The sequence below is a fragment of the Citrobacter sp. Cb028 genome (assembly GCF_030336705.1).
Classification (GTDB): domain Bacteria; phylum Pseudomonadota; class Gammaproteobacteria; order Enterobacterales; family Enterobacteriaceae; genus Citrobacter; species Citrobacter braakii.
Map to the genome: position 1 here is coordinate 883475 of NZ_JAOWCZ010000034.1, position 19855 is coordinate 903329.

The 19855-nt window shown below is 50.6% G+C and carries 20 protein-coding genes and 1 tRNA gene; 14 read left to right on the forward strand and 7 right to left on the reverse strand.

The features are described from left to right. Positions 1–45: 45 nt before the first annotated feature. On the reverse strand, positions 46–4008 hold the full coding sequence (putA, locus tag OGV75_RS13855; RefSeq protein WP_286480807.1) for a trifunctional transcriptional regulator/proline dehydrogenase/L-glutamate gamma-semialdehyde dehydrogenase: 3963 nt from the start codon (positions 4006–4008) through the stop codon (positions 46–48). 422 nt (positions 4009–4430) lie between these two features. Between putA and putP the strand changes: the two genes are divergently transcribed. The 6 genes from putP (at position 4431) to phoH (ending at position 10772) form a co-directional block, all read left to right on the forward strand. Continuing rightward, the gene (gene putP / locus OGV75_RS13860) at positions 4431–5939 is read left to right on the forward strand and encodes a sodium/proline symporter PutP (RefSeq protein WP_016152586.1); all 1509 of its coding nucleotides are present in this window, start codon (positions 4431–4433) and stop codon (positions 5937–5939) included. A 214-nt stretch (positions 5940–6153) separates the two neighbouring features. Then, entirely contained in the window at positions 6154–6987 is an 834-nt protein-coding gene (gene efeU, locus OGV75_RS13865; RefSeq protein ID WP_019076441.1) for an iron uptake transporter permease EfeU, read from the forward strand. 58 nt (positions 6988–7045) lie between these two features. Then, positions 7046–8173: an iron uptake system protein EfeO gene (gene efeO, locus OGV75_RS13870; RefSeq protein WP_016152589.1), complete on the forward strand. Its 1128-nt coding sequence runs from the start codon at positions 7046–7048 to the stop codon at positions 8171–8173. A gap of 5 nt (positions 8174–8178) precedes the next feature. Next, positions 8179–9462: an iron uptake transporter deferrochelatase/peroxidase subunit gene (gene efeB / locus OGV75_RS13875; RefSeq protein ID WP_286480808.1), complete on the forward strand. Its 1284-nt coding sequence runs from the start codon at positions 8179–8181 to the stop codon at positions 9460–9462. A 246-nt stretch (positions 9463–9708) separates the two neighbouring features. After that, entirely contained in the window at positions 9709–10005 is a 297-nt protein-coding gene (locus tag OGV75_RS13880; RefSeq protein ID WP_016152591.1) for a hypothetical protein, read from the forward strand. Further along, positions 9984–10772, forward strand: coding sequence for a phosphate starvation-inducible protein PhoH (gene phoH, locus OGV75_RS13885; RefSeq protein WP_016152592.1), 789 nt, complete (start codon positions 9984–9986; stop codon positions 10770–10772). The genes OGV75_RS13880 and phoH overlap by 22 nt, the downstream gene beginning before the upstream one ends. Positions 10773–10829: 57 nt before the next feature. On the opposite strand, the gene OGV75_RS13890 is transcribed toward phoH, so the two are convergent. Then, entirely contained in the window at positions 10830–11198 is a 369-nt protein-coding gene (locus OGV75_RS13890) for a hypothetical protein (protein WP_016152593.1), read from the reverse strand. A 441-nt stretch (positions 11199–11639) separates the two neighbouring features. After that, positions 11640–11727, reverse strand: a tRNA-Ser gene (locus OGV75_RS13895). A gap of 235 nt (positions 11728–11962) precedes the next feature. On the opposite strand from OGV75_RS13895, the gene ghrA reads away from it, so the two are divergent. The 4 genes from ghrA (at position 11963) to OGV75_RS13915 (ending at position 14887) form a co-directional block, all read left to right on the forward strand. Further along, positions 11963–12901 carry a glyoxylate/hydroxypyruvate reductase GhrA gene (gene ghrA, locus OGV75_RS13900; protein ID WP_286480809.1) on the forward strand — a complete coding sequence of 313 codons (939 nt, stop codon included), beginning with the start codon at positions 11963–11965 and terminating at the stop codon, positions 12899–12901. Between the two features lie 86 nt (positions 12902–12987). Continuing rightward, on the forward strand, positions 12988–13725 hold the full coding sequence (locus OGV75_RS13905; RefSeq protein ID WP_016156173.1) for a phosphatase: 738 nt from the start codon (positions 12988–12990) through the stop codon (positions 13723–13725). Between the two features lie 23 nt (positions 13726–13748). Then, the gene (locus OGV75_RS13910; protein ID WP_016152596.1) at positions 13749–14303 is read left to right on the forward strand and encodes a TorD/DmsD family molecular chaperone; all 555 of its coding nucleotides are present in this window, start codon (positions 13749–13751) and stop codon (positions 14301–14303) included. Between the two features lie 101 nt (positions 14304–14404). After that, positions 14405–14887 (forward strand): DUF1097 domain-containing protein, encoded by a 483-nt coding sequence (locus OGV75_RS13915; RefSeq protein ID WP_080858585.1) that lies wholly within the window; start codon positions 14405–14407, stop codon positions 14885–14887. A 47-nt stretch (positions 14888–14934) separates the two neighbouring features. Here the strand turns inward: OGV75_RS13915 and csgG are convergent, their stop codons facing one another. The 4 genes from csgG to csgD are packed head-to-tail and all read right to left on the reverse strand — an operon-like array spanning position 14935 to position 17280. Further along, positions 14935–15768, reverse strand: a complete 834-nt coding sequence (gene csgG, locus OGV75_RS13920; RefSeq protein WP_016152598.1) for a curli production assembly/transport protein CsgG — start codon at positions 15766–15768, stop codon at positions 14935–14937. A gap of 25 nt (positions 15769–15793) precedes the next feature. Beyond that, positions 15794–16207, reverse strand: coding sequence for a curli production assembly/transport protein CsgF (csgF, locus tag OGV75_RS13925; RefSeq protein ID WP_016152599.1), 414 nt, complete (start codon positions 16205–16207; stop codon positions 15794–15796). 25 nt (positions 16208–16232) lie between these two features. Then, a complete protein-coding gene (csgE, locus tag OGV75_RS13930; RefSeq protein WP_016152600.1) occupies positions 16233–16625 on the reverse strand; it encodes a curli production assembly/transport protein CsgE in 393 nt (130 codons plus the stop codon). Between the two features lie 4 nt (positions 16626–16629). Beyond that, positions 16630–17280, reverse strand: coding sequence for a biofilm master transcriptional regulator CsgD (gene csgD, locus OGV75_RS13935; protein WP_003036091.1), 651 nt, complete (start codon positions 17278–17280; stop codon positions 16630–16632). Between the two features lie 759 nt (positions 17281–18039). Here csgD and csgB point away from each other — a divergent pair. From csgB to OGV75_RS13955, 4 genes are all read left to right on the forward strand, one after another. Further along, positions 18040–18495, forward strand: a complete 456-nt coding sequence (gene csgB / locus OGV75_RS13940; protein ID WP_019076446.1) for a curli minor subunit CsgB — start codon at positions 18040–18042, stop codon at positions 18493–18495. 40 nt (positions 18496–18535) lie between these two features. Beyond that, a complete protein-coding gene (csgA, locus tag OGV75_RS13945) occupies positions 18536–18985 on the forward strand; it encodes a curli major subunit CsgA (RefSeq protein WP_006685125.1) in 450 nt (149 codons plus the stop codon). Between the two features lie 61 nt (positions 18986–19046). Next, positions 19047–19379, forward strand: a complete 333-nt coding sequence (gene csgC / locus OGV75_RS13950; protein WP_046274771.1) for a curli assembly chaperone CsgC — start codon at positions 19047–19049, stop codon at positions 19377–19379. Positions 19380–19530: 151 nt separating this feature from the next. Further along, a complete protein-coding gene (locus OGV75_RS13955) occupies positions 19531–19851 on the forward strand; it encodes a YmdA family protein (RefSeq protein WP_016152603.1) in 321 nt (106 codons plus the stop codon). The last annotated feature ends 4 nt before the right edge of the window (positions 19852–19855 follow it).

Genomic DNA, 19855 nt, shown 5'->3' on the forward strand with positions numbered 1-19855 from the left:
CCATAAAAAAAGGCCCCGTTACCGGAGCCTTAATTAACCACAACCTTAGCCGATTGTCATCAGGCTGGCGTTCCCCCCGGCAGCGGCGGTATTGACGCTCAGGGAGCGTTCAATGTACAGCCTCTCCAGCAGAATATTGCTTTCGCCACGGGCAAAGCCCTGGACTGATACAATCGCCCCTTCGCGGGCAGCTACCGCTTCGCACAGGGAACGCAGTTGATCGGAATCGCCGTGGAAAATAACGGCATCAAACGGCTGCGTAGTGATGTTGTCCGCTTTGGCAAACTGAATGCGCCCGGAGACGGCGGCTGGCAGACGTTTTGCCAGTTCACGATGGAACGCATCATCTGGCCACAGGATTAAGCTACCAACGGAAGCCACGGCGGCAACCTGTACCAGCGCGTCCTGTTCATCATCGGCGATACACAGTACGCGTTCACGCGGCAACAGCGTCCAGGTATTGCGCTCGCCAGTGGGTCCTGGCAGCAGACGCTGAGTACCGGCCTGCGCCAGTTCGCCAAACTGCTGGCAGAGCGCATGCAGTGAGGGCCGATCGGTTGCCCATTCGCTGAGCGCTTCCAGCGGCTGAACGAGAGCAGCTTTAAGCTGCGCATCGACCGGGTAGTCTGCATCCTGACGGGCCAGCGTAATGCCTAACGCATTTTCTGGGCGGTTAGCCAGCAGGCGATACAGATACAGCGGTCCACCTGCTTTTGGCCCGGTACCAGACAAGCCTTCGCCACCGAATGGCTGAACGCCGACAACGGCGCCGACCATATTGCGGTTAACGTACAGGTTCCCCACGTGTGCGGATCCTGTGACCTGGGCGATGGTTTCATCGATACGAGTGTGTACGCCCAGCGTCAGGCCGTAGCCGGAGGCATTAATTTGCTCAATCAGGTTGCCCAGATTGTTACGGGTGTAGCGCACGACGTGCAGTACCGGACCAAACACCTCTTTTTGTAATTCGTCGAAGCTTTCCAGCTCGATCAGCGTCGGAGCAATAAATGTACCGGTTTGCCATTCACGCGCATCGTCACTGTTGTCGCGCACGGCCTGAAACACCGGGCGTCCTTTAGCGCGCATGGCCTGAATATGGCGCTCAATATTGGTTTTGGCTTCTTCATCAATTACCGGCCCAATATCGGTGGTCAGGCGACCTGGATTACCCATGCGACATTCCGCCATCGCGCCGCGCAGCATTTTCAGCGTATGGTCGGCTACATCGTCCTGCAGACACAGGACGCGCAGCGCGGAGCAGCGCTGTCCGGCGCTGTCAAACGCTGAAGCCAGAACGTCGACCACGACCTGTTCCGTCAACGCGGAGGAGTCGACAATCATTGCGTTCATCCCACCGGTTTCGGCGATAAGCGGGATTGGACGTCCCTGAGCATCAAGGCGGGTGGCAATATTGCGTTGCAACAGCGTGGCGACTTCCGTTGAGCCGGTAAACATGACGCCGCGTACGCGCTCATCGGAAGTGAGCTGCGCCCCGACGGTTTCACCCTGACCAGGCAACAGTTGCACCACGCCCGGCGGTACACCCGCTTCGAGCAAAATAGCGATGCCCTGGGCGGCAATTAACGGGGTTTGTTCCGCCGGTTTCGCCAGCACGCTGTTACCCGCCGCCAGCGCGGCGGCAATCTGCCCGGTGAAAATGGCCAGCGGGAAGTTCCATGGGCTAATACAAACCACCGGTCCTAACGGTCGATGGGTTTCATTATCGAAATCATCGCGAACCTGACCGGCATAATAATGCAGGAAGTCTACCGCTTCGCGCACTTCCGCAATGGCGTTGCTGAAGGTTTTACCCGCTTCGCGTACCAGGATGCCAATCAGCTGCTGCATCTGACCTTCCATCAGAACGGCGGCACGATGCAAAATGGCGGCTCGCTCTTGTGGCGGTGTGGCGAACCAGATTGGCGCGTTATTCGCTGCGTTCTGTAACGCCTTTTCTACTTCAGCGTGAGTCGCCTCACGCACGTAACCGACAATGTCTTTCGGCTCGGCTGGGTTAACGACTGGCGTCATTTCGCCGTCAGCAACCGGGTGCTCGAGAATGGGTTTAGCGTGCCATTTTTGTAGCGCGCTGTTGAGCAGGGCAGAGGACAGCGAGGCCAGACGATGTTCGTTAGCTAAATCCAGCCCGCCTGAGTTTTCGCGGCCTTTACCGTACAGGTCACGCGGCAGGGCAATCTTCGGATGCGGCAGACCGGCCTGACCTTCTTGCTGCGCGAGTTTTTCAACAGCTTCGACCGGATCGGCAACCAGTTCATCCAGCGGCAGGGTCGTGTCGGCAATGCGGTTGACGAACGAGGTGTTGGCGCCGTTTTCCAGCAGACGACGCACCAGGTACGCCAGCAGCGTTTCGTGCGTGCCGACCGGCGCATAAATGCGGCATGGACGATTCAGTTTGCCATCCGCAACTTTGCCGGTGACCTGCTCATACAGCGGTTCGCCCATGCCGTGCAGGCACTGGAACTCGTACTGACCCGGATAGTAGTTTTGACCGGCTAACTGATAAATCGCCGCCAGCGTATGGGCGTTGTGGGTGGCGAACTGCGGGTAGATCAGATTCGGTACGGCAAGCAGTTTTTTCGCACAGGCCAGGTAAGAAACGTCGGTGTACACCTTACGGGTGTAGACCGGATAACCTTCCAGACCGTCCATCTGGGCACGTTTAATTTCGCTATCCCAGTAGGCGCCCTTAACCAGACGGATCATCAGGCGGCGACGGCTGCGCGTGGCGAGGTCAATCAGATAGTCGATAACATACGGGCAGCGCTTCTGGTAGGCCTGGATAACAAAACCGATCCCGTTCCAGCCTGCCAGTTCGGGTTCAAAGCACAGTTTTTCCAGCAGATCGAGGGAGATCTCCAGTCGGTCAGCCTCTTCGGCGTCGATATTAATGCCGATGTCGTACTGACGTGCCAGCAGAGTAAGCGATTTCAGACGAGGATAGAGTTCATCCATTACGCGATCATACTGCGCACGGCTGTAACGCGGATGCAGTGCCGACAGCTTGATAGAAATGCCAGGCCCTTCGTAGATACCGCGCCCGTTAGAGGCTTTACCAATGGCGTGGATCGCCTGCTGGTATGAAACCATATAAGCCTGTGCATCGGCGGCGGTCAGGGCCGCTTCGCCCAGCATGTCATAGGAGTAACGGAAGCCTTTTTCTTCCAGTTTACGCGCGTTAGCCAGCGCTTCAGCGATGGTCTCCCCGGTGACAAACTGCTCGCCCATCAAGCGCATGGCCATGTCGACGCCTTTACGCACCAGCGGCTCACCGCTCTTGCCGATAATACGGTTGAGTGAGCGTGAGAGGCTGGCTTCGTTATGCGTTGAAACCAGACGACCGGTAAACAACAACCCCCAGGTCGCCGCGTTGACGAACAGAGACGGGCTGCGGCCAATGTGCGACTGCCAGTTACCGTTGCTGATCTTGTCGCGGATTAACGCATCGCGGGTCGCTTTATCTGGAATACGCAGCAAGGCTTCGGCCAGACACATCAGCGCGACGCCTTCCTGTGAAGAAAGGGAGAATTCCTGCAATAAACCTTGTACCATCCCGGCGCGGCCGCTGGCGGTCTTCTGGTTACGCAGTTTGTCTGCCAGATCGTATGCCAGCTTATGCGCCTGCTCGGCGATGGGCTGCGGCAGACGAGCCTGCTCCATCAGCATAGGTACGGCGTCAGTTTCGGCGCGGCGGTAAGCAGCGGTGATTGCCGCGCGGGAAACTGACTGCGGCAGGATCTGTTCAGCAAATTCCAGGAAAGGCTGATGCGCTTCATTTTGCAGCGTGGTCGACTCATCGCCCTCATTCGCAGCACCCGCCAGCAGGGCCGGTAGTTCAGGAAGCGCGTCGTCATTTTCCAGTCTTTCGAGATAATTAAAAATGGCTTGTTTGATCAGCCAATGTGGCGTGCGATCGATTCGTGATGCTGCTGTTTTAATACGCTCGCGAGTGGCGTCATCCAGCTTAACCCCCATCGTGGTGGTTCCCATGCCGTTTACTCCTGTTGTACTGAAATACGGGTCTGATAGTTACCGAGAAATATCCACTATGTTGCAACTTTGTGCAACCGTGTTAAATGTGACTTGGTTTGCAAGCTTGGAAATGAATGAAATGTTAATAAACGTGAGTGTTTTGACGGGGGCTATAAAAGTTGCCGAATCTTTTTCTCTGCGGTAGTTAACACTTTTAAAAGGTGCAACCGAAAAAAGTGTGAGAGAGTGCAACCTACAGAAAAATGCTATCTACTCTGGATTAAATTTGATGTAAATGGTGTGTTAAATCGATTGTGAATGACCATCGCTTCCGGCAGGATACGGTCGCCCTGGTAAACATAGATATCTTTGCCACGTTCCGGCAGGGTAATAAAACGGCAAGCCACGGCATTGCTGATACATAATTTTGGAGAGTTTTGATGGCTATTAGCACACCGATGTTAGTGACATTCTGTGTCTATATTTTCGGCATGATATTGATAGGGTTTATTGCATGGCGTTCAACCAAAAACTTTGACGATTACATTCTGGGTGGACGCAGTCTGGGTCCATTCGTGACCGCGTTATCTGCCGGGGCATCTGACATGAGCGGCTGGTTGCTGATGGGCCTGCCTGGCGCGATTTTCCTGTCGGGGATTTCAGAAAGCTGGATCGCTATTGGCCTTATTTTGGGCGCGTGGATCAACTGGAAACTGGTGGCCGGACGTTTACGCGTGCATACCGAATACAATAACAATGCGCTGACGTTACCGGATTACTTTACCGGTCGCTTTGAAGATAAAAGCCGAATTCTGCGTATTATCTCCGCGCTGGTTATTCTGCTGTTTTTCACCATCTACTGTGCTTCCGGTATTGTGGCAGGGGCGCGTCTGTTTGAAAGCACCTTTGGCATGAGTTACGAAACAGCGCTGTGGGCAGGGGCGGCCGCGACGATTATTTATACCTTTATCGGTGGTTTCCTGGCGGTAAGCTGGACCGATACCGTCCAGGCCAGCCTGATGATCTTCGCCCTGATCCTGACGCCGGTGATGGTAGTCATTGGCGTGGGTGGGTTTGACGATTCGCTGGAAGTGATTAAACAAAAGAGCATTGAGAACGTGGACATGTTCAAAGGGCTGAATTTTGTTGCCATTATTTCCCTGATGGGCTGGGGTCTGGGCTATTTCGGTCAGCCGCATATTCTGGCGCGCTTTATGGCGGCTGATTCTCACCATAGCATTGTTCATGCCCGCCGCATCAGTATGACCTGGATGATCTTGTGTCTGGCAGGTGCAGTTGCCGTTGGCTTCTTTGGTATCGCTTACTTTAACAACAACCCACAGCTTGCCGGTGCCGTTAACCAGAACGCCGAACGCGTGTTTATTGAACTGGCGCAAATCCTGTTCAACCCGTGGATTGCCGGTATTCTGCTGTCTGCGATCCTCGCTGCGGTAATGTCGACTCTGAGCTGCCAGCTGCTGGTGTGTTCCAGCGCAATCACCGAAGACTTGTATAAAGCGTTCCTGCGTAAAAATGCCAGCCAGAAAGAGCTGGTATGGATTGGTCGCATCATGGTGCTGGTTGTGGCGCTGGTGTCTATCGCGCTGGCGGCGAACCCGGAGAACCGTGTGCTTGGTCTGGTAAGCTACGCCTGGGCCGGCTTTGGCGCGGCGTTTGGTCCGGTGGTTCTGTTCTCCGTAATGTGGTCGCGTATGACGCGTAACGGCGCGCTGGCCGGGATGCTCATCGGTGCGGTGACGGTAATCGTCTGGAAGCAGTTTGCCTGGTTGGGTCTGTATGAAATCATCCCGGGCTTTATTTTCGGCAGCATCGGTATTGTGGTCTTCAGCCTGTTGGGTAAAGCGCCTTCAGCCGCTATGCAGCAACGTTTTGCCGAGGCTGATGCGCATTATCACACAGCTCCGCCATCACGTTTACAGGCAGAGTAATCCGCCTCGCTCCTTAAGCCCGCCGCGTGCGGGCTTTTTTATTTGTCCCCGCTGCAAAACCGCCCTAATCGTTACCCGCCTAACTGTTTACATTAAGTCATCATTCTCAAAACATTCTGCTTGAGTTTTTCTTTACTGTAATGATAATCACTATCACTGTAATTTACTTTTCTTTTCATCAATTGACTGAGAATAACGTTTAAGGGTTCTTCGCATGTTTGTTCCATTTCTTATTATGTTGCGCGAAGGGTTAGAGGCCGCGCTGATAGTCAGCCTGATTGCCAGCTACCTGAAACGGACTCAGCGTGGTCGATGGATTGGTGTGATGTGGATTGGTGTTCTGCTGGCGGCGGCGTTATGTCTGGCGTTAGGCGTTTTCATCAATGAAACCACCGGTGAATTTCCGCAAAAGGAACAGGAGCTGTTTGAAGGCATCGTGGCGGTCATTGCCGTGGTGATCCTCACCTGGATGGTGTTCTGGATGCGTAAAGTTTCGCGCAACGTCAAAGTCCAGCTTGAACAGGCTGTCGATAACGCGTTGCAACGCGGCAATCATCACGGCTGGGCGCTGGTGATGATGGTCTTTTTTGCCGTTGCCCGTGAAGGGCTGGAATCGGTGTTCTTCCTGCTGGCGGCATTCCAGCAGGATGTAGGCATTTGGCCACCGTTAGGTGCGATGCTGGGGCTGGCCACCGCGGTGGTACTGGGTTACCTGATTTACCTCGGCGGCATTCGCCTCAACCTCGGGGCATTCTTCAAATGGACCAGCCTGTTCATTTTGCTGGTGGCCGCTGGTCTTGCCGCTGGGGCCATCCGCGCGTTCCACGAAGCCGGGTTATGGAATCATTTTCAGGATGTGGCGTTTGACATGAGCAGCGTGCTTTCAACGCATTCGCTGTTTGGCACATTGATGGAAGGTATTTTCGGCTATCAGGAAGCGCCGAGCGTCAGTGAAGTCGCCATTTGGTTTATCTACCTGATTCCGGCATTGATTATGTTTGCACTGCCGCCGCGTTCAGGCACTACGGCATCGCGTACCGCACCCTGATAAAAACGCGATGCAGAATACTCCTTAGTTACAACATACTTATTTATAGGGATAGGTTATGACGTTTAATTTTCGCCGTAGTGCGCTGCAGTTGGGTATTGCCGCGCTGTTTGCCTCCGCTTTTTCTGCACAAGCCGCCGATATTCCGCAGGTGAAAGTCACGGTTAACGACAAACAGTGTGAGCCGATGACGATCACGGTTAACGCTGGGAAAACGCAGTTCATCATCCAGAACCACAGCCAGAAAGCGCTGGAGTGGGAGATCCTTAAAGGGGTTATGGTGGTTGAAGAACGTGAAAACATTGCGCCGGGCTTTAGCCAGAAAATGACAGCTAACCTGCAGCCAGGTGAATATGATATGACCTGCGGTCTGTTGACCAACCCGAAAGGCAAACTAATTGTAAAAGGTAGCGCAACGGCGGATGCCGCGCAGGGCGATGCTCTGCTGAGCCTAAGTGGCGCGATTACGGAATACAAAGCCTATGTGACAGCCGAAACTGCACAACTGGTTGCGGGCACCAAAGCATTCACCGATGCGATTAAAGCTGGCGATCTGGAAAAAGCGAAATCGCTGTATGCGCCAACCCGTCAGCATTATGAGCGTATTGAACCGATTGCTGAACTGTTCTCCGATCTCGACGGCAGCATCGATGCACGTGAAGATGATTATGAGCAAAAAGCCGCCGATCCTAAATTCACCGGCTTCCACCGTCTGGAGAAAGCGTTGTTCGGCGACAACACCACCAAAGGCATGGACAAGTATGCCGACCAATTAAACAGCGATGTTCTTGACCTGCAAACGCGTATTAGCGAACTGGCCTTCCCACCGTCAAAAGTGGTTGGCGGGGCAGCAGGACTGATTGAAGAAGTCGCTGCCAGCAAAATTAGCGGAGAAGAGGATCGCTACAGCCATACCGATCTGTGGGATTTCCAGGCCAATATCGATGGCGCGCAGAAAATCGTCGATCTCCTGCGCCCTCAGTTACAAAAATCCAATGCTGAGCTGTTGGCGAAGGTGGATGCGAACTTCAAAAAAGTCGATACCATTCTGAGTAAGTACCGTACCAAAGACGGTTTTGAAACCTATGACAAACTGACCGACGCCGATCGCAATGCGCTGAAAGGGCCAATCACGACGCTGGCGGAAGACTTGTCGCAATTACGCGGTGTTCTGGGTCTGGATTAAGCAAAATGCAGCAAGATAATGAAAACGGCGTGAGCGAACCTTCACGCCGACGTTTACTGAAAGGGATGGGCGCCCTGGGTGGGGCGCTGGCGCTGGCGGGTGGATGTCCGGTTGCCCACGCGCAAAAACCACAAAGCGCGCCGGGAACGTTGTCCCCCGATGCGCGTAGTGAAGTGCAGCCGTTTTATGGTCAGCATCAGGCAGGGATCCTGACGCCACAGCAGGCATCGATGATGCTGGTGGCGTTCGATGTTCTCGCCAGCGATAAGGCTGATCTGGAACGCTTGTTCCGCTTGCTGACCACCCGATTTGCGTTTCTGACCACGGGCGGGCCGGCGCCGGATACGCCGAACCCGCGTTTACCCCCTATGGATTCCGGTATCCTCGGCGCATACATTGCGCCAGACAACCTGACGATGACGTTGTCAGTCGGCGCCTCGCTATTTGATGAACGTTATGGCCTGAAATCGCAGATGCCGAAAAAGTTGCAAAAAATGACCCGCTTCCCGAATGATTCGCTGGATGCGGCGCTGTGCCATGGTGATTTGCTGCTGCAGATTTGTGCCAACACGCAGGACACCGTTATCCATGCGCTGCGCGATATCATTAAACATACGCCCGATCTCCTTAGCGTGCGCTGGAAACGTGAAGGGTTTATTTCCGACCATGCCGCGCGCAGCAAAGGCAAAGAGACCCCGGTCAACTTGCTTGGCTTTAAGGACGGCACTGCGAATCCGGACGCGACGGATACGAAGTTGATGCAGGATGTGGTGTGGGTTACGGACGGACAGGGCGAACCTGTCTGGGCGCAAGGTGGTAGTTATCAGGCCGTCAGGCTCATTCAGTTTCGCGTCGAGTTCTGGGATCGTACGCCGCTGAAAGAGCAGCAAACGATATTTGGTCGAGATAAACACACCGGCGCGCCGCTGGGTATGCAGCACGAGCACGATGTGCCTGACTATGCCAGCGATCCCGAGGGTGAGGTGATTGCGCTCGACAGTCATATCCGCCTGGCGAATCCGCGCATGAAAGAGACCGAGTCCAGCCTGATGATGCGCCGTGGCTACAGTTATTCGCTCGGTGTGACCCCATCCGGTCAACTGGATATGGGACTGTTGTTTGTCTGCTATCAACACGATTTGGAAAAAGGCTTTTTGACTGTGCAGAAACGCCTCAACGGTGAAGCGCTGGAAGAGTACGTCAAACCAATTGGTGGGGGCTACTTCTTTGCTTTGCCGGGTGTCAAAACCGCTGATCAATATCTGGGACAATCTCTACTCGAAGCCTGATGATCACGCCCCGTTGTACAGCGGGGCTTTTCCTGACATCTGTATGAATGAACAAATTATTTTTTATGATCGGTATGAGACTGAAATAATTCTGTCATCTCTCTGCAAGAGACTGTCTCTGGTGATTAGATAGAATTTAAGTTAACAGCAAGTAAAAATATTGTTGCATTAACGAAAGATTATGATGTAATTATAAGAAACAGCGGTAGTTCCCGGCGGTGATAGTCGTTCACTATGGAGATCGCGATGGAAAAGTCCTGTATTGGACACATTTTTCACAGTAGCTGCAGTACGTTACGCGGACGTTTCTCTTCCGGTAGCCACCTCGTCACCGCTAAATCTCTCTCCCTTTCACTTCTTATCTTCGTAACTGACACCTTGTACGGTGCGCGTAGCCGTGTGTGGCGTCTTATCCGAAAGCAAGCAATGGCTTACAAGGAAGCCAACCCTCAGATGTTCGTGCGCATAATCGTGCCGCCAACGGCGCGTGTGATGTATACCTACAACTCAAGGTGCTATCCATGGGAAGACAAAAAGCAGTGATCAAAGCTCGTCGTGAAGCAAAACGTGTGCTGAGGCGGGATTCGCGTAGCCATAAACAACGTGAAGATGAATCGGTCACCTCGCTTGTGCAGATGGGCGGCGTAGAAGCGATTGGTATGGCGCGTGATAGTCGTGACGCCACGCCAATCACGGCGCGGAATGAAGCTCAGGCCCAGTACCTGAATGCTATCGAGAGTAAACAGCTGATCTTCGCTACCGGTGAAGCCGGGTGTGGTAAAACCTGGATCAGCGCGGCAAAAGCAGCAGAGGCCCTGATCCACAAAGACGTGGACAGGATCATTGTAACCCGTCCAGTTCTGCAAGCTGATGAAGACCTCGGCTTCTTACCTGGAGATGTTTCCGAGAAGTTTGCGCCTTATTTTCGTCCAGTGTATGACGTGCTGGTGAAACGTCTGGGCGCCTCCTTCATGCAATATTGCCTGCGGCCTGAGATTGGTAAGGTGGAAATCGCGCCATTCGCCTATATGCGTGGACGCACATTTGAAAATGCAGTGGTCATTCTTGACGAGGCTCAGAATGTTACTGCAGCACAGATGAAGATGTTTTTGACTCGCCTCGGGGAGAATGTGACGGTGATTGTGAACGGGGATGTGACCCAGTGCGATCTACCCGCCCACGTTCGCTCAGGGCTAAGCGATGCGCTGGCCCGTTTCGAAGAAGATGATATGGTTGGGATTGTTCGTTTCAATAAAGACGATTGCGTCCGTTCGGCACTCTGTCAGCGGACGCTCAATGCTTACAACTGATAAGTACTCCGTCTTCAAGGCCCGGGAAACCGGGCTTTGTTATTTGACGTCAGCAGATTACTTTCTTTTGCTGCTCCAGTAGTTGGCGCAGGCCTGGTCAAACAGCTGGTTATTTTCGTCTATTTTCTTTAGCGCTTGTGCCAGAAAGGTCAGTAGGTCATCCTTATAAATCCCACCTTCCGTAGTTTCTTTTCGTAAGATCCCATTGCTGGTGTAGGTTTTTTTAATGGTGACGTTATGCCTGACGTTGCAAATAACCGTTCGCTGATACTCTTCGTAGAATCGGCTGTCAGGATCGAAAAACGTATTTATTTCATTCGGTGTACGTTTGAGGATTTTTCGCGAGAAAACCTTCAACGGAATAAATCCTGCTTCGTCTGCCTGCGACATGATCTCATCAAGCAAAGTTCCTTCTATGTTTAACATGCCGTTATTTTCCTGATTGCTTGAGAAAGCGGTTGTTACAGCATAAGAGTGGTTTGGATAATGTGCAACGGGGCGGGGGATGATGCTTGATAGCGCGATGCTTATCAGACCTACAGGTTAACGCTATTCAGGACGGGTCACATGCGAAAAAAAGCCCGTACTTGCGTACGAGTTCTTTCTCGAATATGGCAGTGAGGGGGGGATTGACTCGCTTCGCTCGCCCTTCGGGCAGCCTGTTCGCTGCGCTCTCAGTCTGTCCAACTGGCTGCGCTGCTACTCGGCCCATCCCTGGGCCTCGCCCCTACGGGGCCAGCGCATGCGCTGTTCAAAATTGCTCCCGGCAATTTTGTGTCGACCCCCGGTCGGGGCTTCTCATCCCCCCGCAGGCGTGCAACATGCGAAAAAAAAGCCCGTACTTGCGTACGAGCTCTTTCTCGAATATGGCGGTGAGGGGGGGATTCGAACCCCCGATACGTTGCCGTATACACACTTTCCAGGCGTGCTCCTTCAGCCACTCGGACACCTCACCATATTGTTGTTCCTGTGCTACCGGAACGGGCGCTAATTTAGGGAAATACCGCTCCGGCGTCAATCAACTTTTTGAAAAAAACGTGCATTTACACAAACTTCAATCAATATGCAGCTTAAATAAGCGGGAATTGTTTTTTTTGCCAGCACCCTAAAATTTGCTACTCTGATGTTCCCTCGAAAAATGATGATTATAAGTGCGAGTACGTTCCGCATAACAATGTTCAGGAGACGTTATGGATATAATTTTCTATCACCCAACATTCGATACGACCTGGTGGCTTAATGCGCTGACAAAGGCCATACCTGGCGCGCGGGTCCGTGAGTGGAAGGCAGGTGATAATGCGCATGCTGACTACGCGCTGGTCTGGCATCCTCCGGTTGAAATGCTCGCCGGACGAAAATTAAAAGCCGTATTTGCGCTGGGTGCGGGCGTCGATTCTATTCTCAGTAAACTAAACGCTCATCCGGAAATGTTGGATGCGTCGATCCCGCTTTTCCGTCTGGAAGATACGGGGATGGGCCTGCAAATGCAGGAATATGCGGTTAGTCAGGTATTGCACTGGTTCCGTCGCTTTGATGACTACCAGGCATTAAAAAACCAGGCGAAATGGCAACCGTTGCCAGAATATACTCGCGATGAGTTTAGCGTCGGGATCATGGGCGCTGGTGTTTTAGGCGCAAAAGTTGCAGAAAGTCTGCAAGCATGGGGGTTCCCGCTACGCTGCTGGAGTCGTACGCGTAAATCCTGGTCTGGTGTGGAAAGCTTCGCCGGTACCGAGGAACTGAGCGCGTTTTTGAGTCAAACTCGCGTGCTGATCAACCTCCTGCCTAATACGGCAGAAACCGTAGGCATTATTAACGCTGATTTACTCAGCCAATTGCAGGATGGCGCTTACGTGCTGAACCTGGCGCGCGGCGTTCATCTCAATGAAGACGATCTTCTGGCATCGCTGGACAGCGGCAAAGTAAAAGGTGCCATGCTGGATGTCTATAGCCGTGAACCGCTGCCGGAAACCAGCCCGCTATGGAAACATCCGCGTGTGGCAATGACGCCGCATATCGCCGCGGTAACACGCCCGGCAGAGGCGGTGGACTACATCTCCCGTACGATTTTGGGCCTGGAAAGTGGGAAATCCGTAACGGGTCAGGTCGATCGCGTTCGGGGATATTGATGGTAACCCGGCAAGTGCCGGGTTTCAGCTAATAAATGGCGACGATACCTGCTATCCTTGACGGAAAATGACTACAGGAGAGAGTTATGTATCCCGTTGACCTGCATATGCATACCGTCGCCAGTACCCACGCCTACAGCACCTTAAGTGATTACATCGCCGAAGCCCATCGCAAAGGCATCAAGCTGTTTGCCATAACCGATCATGGACCGGACATGGCGGATGCGCCTCATCACTGGCACTTTATTAATATGCGCATTTGGCCTCGTATCGTCGATGGCGTAGGGATCCTGCGCGGTATCGAGGCGAATATTAAGAATATTGAAGGCGAAATCGACTGTTCAGGTCCGATGTTTACTTCCCTGGATCTCATCATCGCGGGCTTCCATGAGCCAGTTTTTGCACCTCACGATAAAGACACCAATACCCAGGCAATGATAGCCACGATGGCCAGTGGTCACGTGCACATCATCAGCCATCCGGGGAATCCCAAATATCCCGTGGATATCACAGCGATTGCGCAGGCGGCGGCAAAATACCAGGTCGCGCTGGAAATCAATAACTCCTCGTTTTTGCATTCGCGTAAGGGGAGTGAGGACAATTGTCGCGCGGTCGCTGCGGCAGTGCGTGATGCCGGAGGCTGGGTGGCGTTAGGATCGGATTCACATACCGCTTTCACACTGGGTGAATTTGGTGAATGCCGTAAAATTCTGGATGATGTAAATTTCCCGGAAGACAGAATTTTAAACGTCACCCCTAAACGCCTGCTGGCGTTTCTGGAATCGCGAGGCATGGAGCCGATCGCGGAATTTGCTGAACTGTAATTGTTACTAACTGGAATATATCAATGAACGAGTTTTCTATCCTGTGTCGTGTACTGGGCTCGCTGTTTTACCGCCAACCGCAGGACCCTTTACTGGTTCCTCTGTTTACCCTGATTAGTGAAGGTAAACTGTCCGCCAACTGGCCGCTGGAACAGGACGAACTGCTCACTCGTCTGCAGAAAAGCTGCGATATGCCTCAGTTGGCTGCGGATTACAACGCGCTGTTTGTCGGCGACGAGTGTGCGGTGCCGCCTTATCGTAGCGCCTGGGTAGAAGGGGCGAAAGAATCCGATGTTCGTGCTTTTCTTTCTGCCCGCGGAATGCCGCTGGCAGATACGCCTGCAGATCATATTGGCACGCTGTTGCTGGCGGCTTCATGGCTTGAAGACCAGTCTGCGGAAGATGAAAGTGAAGCACTCGAAACCTTGTTTGTGGAATACCTGTTGCCCTGGTGCGGCACGTTCCTTGGCAAAGTTGAAGCACACGCAAACACACAGTTCTGGCGTACCATGGCACCGTTAACGCGTGATGCCATTGGTGCGATGTGGGACGAATTGCAGGAAGATACTGAAGAGTAAATGTGATTTATATCACATTAAACTGCAACTCAAATTACATCATTGCATGAATTGTGTGCACGATCTCATTCCCATGCCGTTTTTCTGCTAAGATACGCGGCATGAACATACTTCTCTCAATTGCAATCACAACGGGCATTCTCTCTGGGATTTGGGGATGGGTGGCCGTATCTCTTGGTTTACTCAGTTGGGCTGGCTTTCTGGGCTGCACGGCCTATTTTGCCTGTCCGCAGGGTGGGCTGAAAGGGTTGTGGATCTCGGCGTGTACGCTGCTAAGCGGTGTGGTGTGGGCGTTGGTGATTATTAACGGTAGCGCGCTTGCCCCGCATATGGACATTATTGGTTATGTCATGACGGGAATTGTCGCGTTTCTCATGTGTATTCAGGCAAAGCAATGGTTGCTTTCATTTGTGCCGGGCACCTTTATTGGCGCCTGCACAACGTTTGCAGGGCAGGGTGACTGGCAGTTGGTCGTGCCATCTCTGGCGCTGGGGCTGGTATTCGGCTATGCGATGAAAAACAGCGGATTGTGGCTGGCATCTCGTCGTGAGAATCGGCTATCGTCGACGTTGACCAGTAAATAAAAAAAGCGTGAGGGTTTTCCTCACGCTTTTTATGCTGTATCGACCACTCAGGATTCCGGAGGTACCGACAAATGGCGGTATTTAACCAGGATGTCATTATCAACTTGTTTCTTATCCTGCAAATCCCACAATCCGCGATCAATCCCGTCATTAATCAGGAAGATAACGCCGGTTTCAATTGCTGACATCAGACAAAGCATAACCGGTTCGTTAGAGGTGTAGCCAATTTCACCTTCCAGCAGTCGCTGGTAGTCAATGAAGCGGAATACCCCAGCCTGCACTTCATAAGACAAGATAGTTTTGCTGGTATTCACCGATGAGAGGATTTCACCAGTACTAACGTTAACCACACGCAGGTTGACCGCTATCTGGTCGAGCTGGTACTGCGTATCGGCGCCAATACCGAAATAGCGCGCACCAACGCCACCCGATTTAACGTTGCTTTCATAACCAATAATTGATCCTTCTACCATGATGTTTGCCGCGGTCAGAGACTGCAGAGGGATCCGGTTATTAATGGCAACTGTGCCGTTTTCCTGAGCTGCACGAATGATTTTTCGTTCGTTAAGCAAGTTCTGCAATCCCTGACGTTCCAGCGGAACGAACCAACGAGAATCCTTCAATGCGGTGACAAGCATCGCCGTGGCGCTTTGCGGGACGGCGGTTGAGAAGTTACTTGCCGGATAAGGTTTAAACTGGCCAGTCTCATCCTGAATATTGTATACCGAGACAAAAATCTTACCTGTAGGCATGGGCAGGTGCGTCAAGTCTTTATAGCTTTGGGCTCGGGGCATTAATGTCGGCTTAGCGGCTTCTTGCGGCGGGGCTGTTAAACATCCGCTGAGTAAAATTACTGCCACCATGATAAGTAAGCGCTGCATGATTTTTTCCTTTCGTGGCTATAATTTAGAAATCGGTCGACTGATTTTGTAAACCCGACACTTCAATAGTCGACGTTCTCCCCGTTTTCCTGTCCGTGACATTCAGTTGCAGTTGTCCATCCCGGTTGGCGATATCAACGATAAAATCGCTGGTTACCATCCTTCCCGGCTTACCGGTATTGATATTGGTAAGTAAGCCACCGAGTATTTGTGACTGGATCGCCTGGGTAAAGTTATCCAGCGCTGTTGGGGTTTCAATCCCGTAGTCGCCGGCACTCGGATCTTTATACGAGTTTTGCGCCTGGGCGCTGTTCAGTAAAAAAGAGCCGTTATTTGGGTTACCACCAAAGTTAGGGTTGCGGAACTGGAACGTCATATTTCCGGCCCAACTTAATGGTGAAATCAGCATGAGCAAAACCACTGCATGTTTGACACGCATGAAAGCCTCCGGACAAAATCATGTTTTAGAATTCATCGCGCGCTAAATCGCTCGTGCTTAATAGTGTTTGATCTATTTGCCGACGATTTAATGCTTCCTCTGTTTCTGCCAATGCAAAGACCACAATTTTGTCGAAGTCTCTTTTCGTCGGGAATAAAAAAGTCTGGAAGATAACGTCCTGATTGACCGTTATGGTGATCCAACTTCCCCAACGTGCACTGGGTCTTTCATTAATGGTTAAGTTTCCTGTGTACTTACTTTCCCACTTGTCACTAAAGGCCCGGTAAAAATCATGGCCAATGGAAGAGACAGTGTGGTCGGTTAACAGTCCGGGAACCTCCACCTCTACAGCCGCGTGTAGATTCCCGGCAGCAAGGAACAAATTTGCTGCCACAATCCAGGTCAAATAGCGTTTCATGGCTTTATCGCCTGAGGTTATCATTGGCCCACGAGACCGCCTGCGTACGATTTTTGACAGCTATCTTTTTGAAAAGATTATAAAGATGTGTTTTCACCGTATTTTCACTAATAAATAGTGAACGCGCGATTTCAATATTTGAGGCGCCGATACGCAGTTTATTAAGGATCTCTTTTTCACGGTGCGTAAGTAATGCCGACTCCGTGCTGTTATAGCGGTAGTTCCCGGAATGCGTGATCAGGTAGCTGGCAAGCTTTTGCGAAAAGTAGCATTCGCCCCGCAACACACCCTGCAAACCGCTGACTACACGCTGCTCATCTTCAGTTGCGTAAAATACGCCATTGATATGCGGCCAGTTTTCAATATCCCGGTAAGGATAATCATCTGGGGTATTCAACAATAAAGTTTTTATATTGTTGTTTTTTCTGCTCAAATTATCTTGCCAGTAATGGATCAGTTTTTTATCTGCCTCCATCATATCCAGTAAAACAATGCAGCTGGAGGATATATCATCCAGAGAACGTTGAATATTATGTAGTTTTCCGGTTAACGCCAGCGATTGCTTTAAATGCTGTAATAACGCAGTTGCCTGCAGGGATGGTTTAGTGATCAACAATAATGTATGACCATGAATACTATGGACTTCATTAAACATGATGAAACTCCACTTTTTTAGTCGCACACCTGACAGTTGCCTCTACTAAAATAGAGGCACCAGAAGTACTGACAGATGTTGCACTGCTGTGTAGAAATAAAACTTCGACCCAACGGGGTGAAAATATTAAAACAAATGGACTTCAACTGATTTCAATCTAGCTATTACAAATCTTAAAGCAAGTGTTAAACATGTTACATAATGTAAATTTATATATTAAAATATGATTTTTGCGTTTTTGTGGAGTTTAGATTTGATAGTAAAGTTGTACATTTTAGCGTTATTGCATAGATTTAAAAAATCATACAAATTATAATATCTTATTGAATTTTAAGAGATAAAATTATAGTTAGATGGTTTTAGATTTCTAATGAATTTTGATTTTTTTGTCTCACTTTAAGTTGAACAATTTTAGATAGAAAAAAATGACACTTGTCACGACTTGTACCGAGGACAATCCCACTACCGTCTGCAAGGCCCAGAAAACGCGGGAAACGCGTTTTTTTGTTACTGCATAGAAATTCACTCATCGGGTTACAAAAGAAATAAAATCCAGAGCTATAACGGTGTTAATTGCGGTTAATTAGTACTTTGGGGTGAATCTGGATATAAAAATACAACTGGTGGGTGAGTTATTTAAAATGTTTCAACGGACATACTCTTCATCGTAACGTGGCGTTAACAAATGTAAGTCACGTTAACAATAATTTGAGTGGTAAATAATTTAACCTTATGTACGACCAGGTCCAGGGTGACAACATGAAAAACAAGTTGTTATTTATGATGTTTACAATGCTGGGTGTGCCTGGGATTGCATCCGCTACAAGTTATGATTTAGCTAACTCAGAATATAACTTTGCGGTAAATGAATTAAGTAAGTCTTCATTTAATCAGGCAGCCATTATTGGTCAGGTTGGCACTGCGAACAGTGCAAATACTCGACAGGGGGGCTCGAAGTTATTGTCGGTTATTTCGCAAGAAGGTTCTGGTAACCGAGCGAAAACAGACCAGACGGGGTCATATAACTTTGCATATATTGATCAAACGGGTAGTTCCAATGACGCGAGTATTAAACAAGGTTCATACGGTAATACGGCGGTAATTATCCAGAAAGGTTCTGGTAATAAAGCCAATATTACTCAGTACGGTACACAAAAAACAGCAGTTGTGGTGCAGAGACAGTCGCAAATGGCAATTCGCGTTACTCAACGCTAATCCATTAACGACGATTAAATCAATCCGATGGGGGTTTACCATGAAACTTTTAAAAGTGGCAGCATTCGCAGCAATCGTAGTTTCTGGCAGTGCTCTGGCTGGTGTTGTTCCGCAATGGGGCGGCAATCATCATGGTGGCGGTAGTAATTATGGCCCAGACTCTTCACTGAGTATCTACCAATATGGGTCAAACAACGCTGCGAATGCTCTGCAAAGTGATGCGCGTAAATCAGATGTCACTATCACACAACATGGGCGTGGTAACGGGGCTGTAGTTGGTCAAGGCGCTGATGACAGTACCATTAGCCTGAAACAGACTGGCTTCCAGAACAATGCCACTATCGATCAGTGGAATGCTAAAAATGCTGATATTAGTGTAACCCAGTTCGGTGGCCGTAACGGTGCGTTGGTTAATCAGACCGCGTCTGACTCCAATGTGCTGATTCAGCAAGTTGGCTTTGGCAACAACGCTACAGCTAACCAACACTAATTCAGTTTTCTGACTGATAATAAACAGGGCGTGAGCCCTGTTTTTTTTTCGGGAGAATATGATGCATACGCTATTACTCATTGCCGCGCTGGCAAATCAAATAACATTCAATACTACTCAGCAAGGTGATATGTACACCATTATTCCTCAGGTGACGTTAACCCAACCGTGCGTATGTGAGGTACAAGTCCTTGCCATACGTCAAGGGCAGGGGGGACAAAGCCAGTCGCAGCAGAAAATAAGCCTTTCGGTCCCTGCTAATCGACCGATTGAATTAACCAAACTGAGCTTTAATATTTCATCTGAGGATTCGGTCAAAATTATCGTTACCGTTTCAGATGGGCAGTCTCTGCATCTGTCGCAACAATGGCCTGACTCAAACAGTCACCCATAATTTTTTGCTGTATTTGCATTAAGGGTGTGGCTGGGAATGCGCTGCTGTTCTATGAATATAGAAGCGTGTGAGCGTTTGTATTTGATCGTTAATCGTAGCGGTGAAGGATCATTTCGATCCCTCAAAGATGGCTAATCATTGAGGAACCCTTATGTGTACATTATTAAAGCGTATTTTAAGTACCAGTTTATGTGCTTTTTCTCTTTTAACCCTCCCTGCAATTGCGCAGCAAATCACAACCGGCGGGGTTATTCATTTTCGCGGAGCGATAGTTGAATCACCTTGCGACGTTAACAGACAGCAGCAGCAAATTGAATTGTCATGTATCCGCAACGGCACCAACCAGAATAGTCTTTACAACCCGCAACAGCTCGCGACAGCCCCTCAGAATGTGCAGGAAATTGCCACAGTCAAAATGCACTACCTCAATGAACAGAAAAACATGGCGATTCTTAATATTGAATATAAATGACTCG

Bases quoted from the DNA above. Each gene is read 5' to 3' on its own strand.
- putP (WP_016152586.1), top strand. From the start codon at position 4,431: ATGGCTATTAGCACACCGATGTTAGTGACATTCTGTGTCTATATTTTC.
- csgG (WP_016152598.1), bottom strand. From the start codon at position 15,768: ATGCAGCGCTTACTTATCATGGTGGCAGTAATTTTACTCAGCGGATGT.
- csgB (WP_019076446.1), top strand. From the start codon at position 18,040: ATGAAAAACAAGTTGTTATTTATGATGTTTACAATGCTGGGTGTGCCT.
- efeB (WP_286480808.1), top strand. From the start codon at position 8,179: ATGCAGCAAGATAATGAAAACGGCGTGAGCGAACCTTCACGCCGACGT.
- ghrA (WP_286480809.1), top strand. From the start codon at position 11,963: ATGGATATAATTTTCTATCACCCAACATTCGATACGACCTGGTGGCTT.
- csgF (WP_016152599.1), bottom strand. From the start codon at position 16,207: ATGCGTGTCAAACATGCAGTGGTTTTGCTCATGCTGATTTCACCATTA.
- csgC (WP_046274771.1), top strand. From the start codon at position 19,047: ATGCATACGCTATTACTCATTGCCGCGCTGGCAAATCAAATAACATTC.
- csgD (WP_003036091.1), bottom strand. From the start codon at position 17,280: ATGTTTAATGAAGTCCATAGTATTCATGGTCATACATTATTGTTGATC.
- OGV75_RS13905 (WP_016156173.1), top strand. From the start codon at position 12,988: ATGTATCCCGTTGACCTGCATATGCATACCGTCGCCAGTACCCACGCC.
- OGV75_RS13955 (WP_016152603.1), top strand. From the start codon at position 19,531: ATGTGTACATTATTAAAGCGTATTTTAAGTACCAGTTTATGTGCTTTT.
- OGV75_RS13915 (WP_080858585.1), top strand. From the start codon at position 14,405: ATGAACATACTTCTCTCAATTGCAATCACAACGGGCATTCTCTCTGGG.
- csgE (WP_016152600.1), bottom strand. From the start codon at position 16,625: ATGAAACGCTATTTGACCTGGATTGTGGCAGCAAATTTGTTCCTTGCT.
- OGV75_RS13890 (WP_016152593.1), bottom strand. From the start codon at position 11,198: ATGTTAAACATAGAAGGAACTTTGCTTGATGAGATCATGTCGCAGGCA.
- OGV75_RS13910 (WP_016152596.1), top strand. From the start codon at position 13,749: ATGAACGAGTTTTCTATCCTGTGTCGTGTACTGGGCTCGCTGTTTTAC.
- OGV75_RS13880 (WP_016152591.1), top strand. From the start codon at position 9,709: ATGGAAAAGTCCTGTATTGGACACATTTTTCACAGTAGCTGCAGTACG.
- efeO (WP_016152589.1), top strand. From the start codon at position 7,046: ATGACGTTTAATTTTCGCCGTAGTGCGCTGCAGTTGGGTATTGCCGCG.
- csgA (WP_006685125.1), top strand. From the start codon at position 18,536: ATGAAACTTTTAAAAGTGGCAGCATTCGCAGCAATCGTAGTTTCTGGC.
- putA (WP_286480807.1), bottom strand. From the start codon at position 4,008: ATGGGAACCACCACGATGGGGGTTAAGCTGGATGACGCCACTCGCGAG.
- phoH (WP_016152592.1), top strand. From the start codon at position 9,984: ATGGGAAGACAAAAAGCAGTGATCAAAGCTCGTCGTGAAGCAAAACGT.
- efeU (WP_019076441.1), top strand. From the start codon at position 6,154: ATGTTTGTTCCATTTCTTATTATGTTGCGCGAAGGGTTAGAGGCCGCG.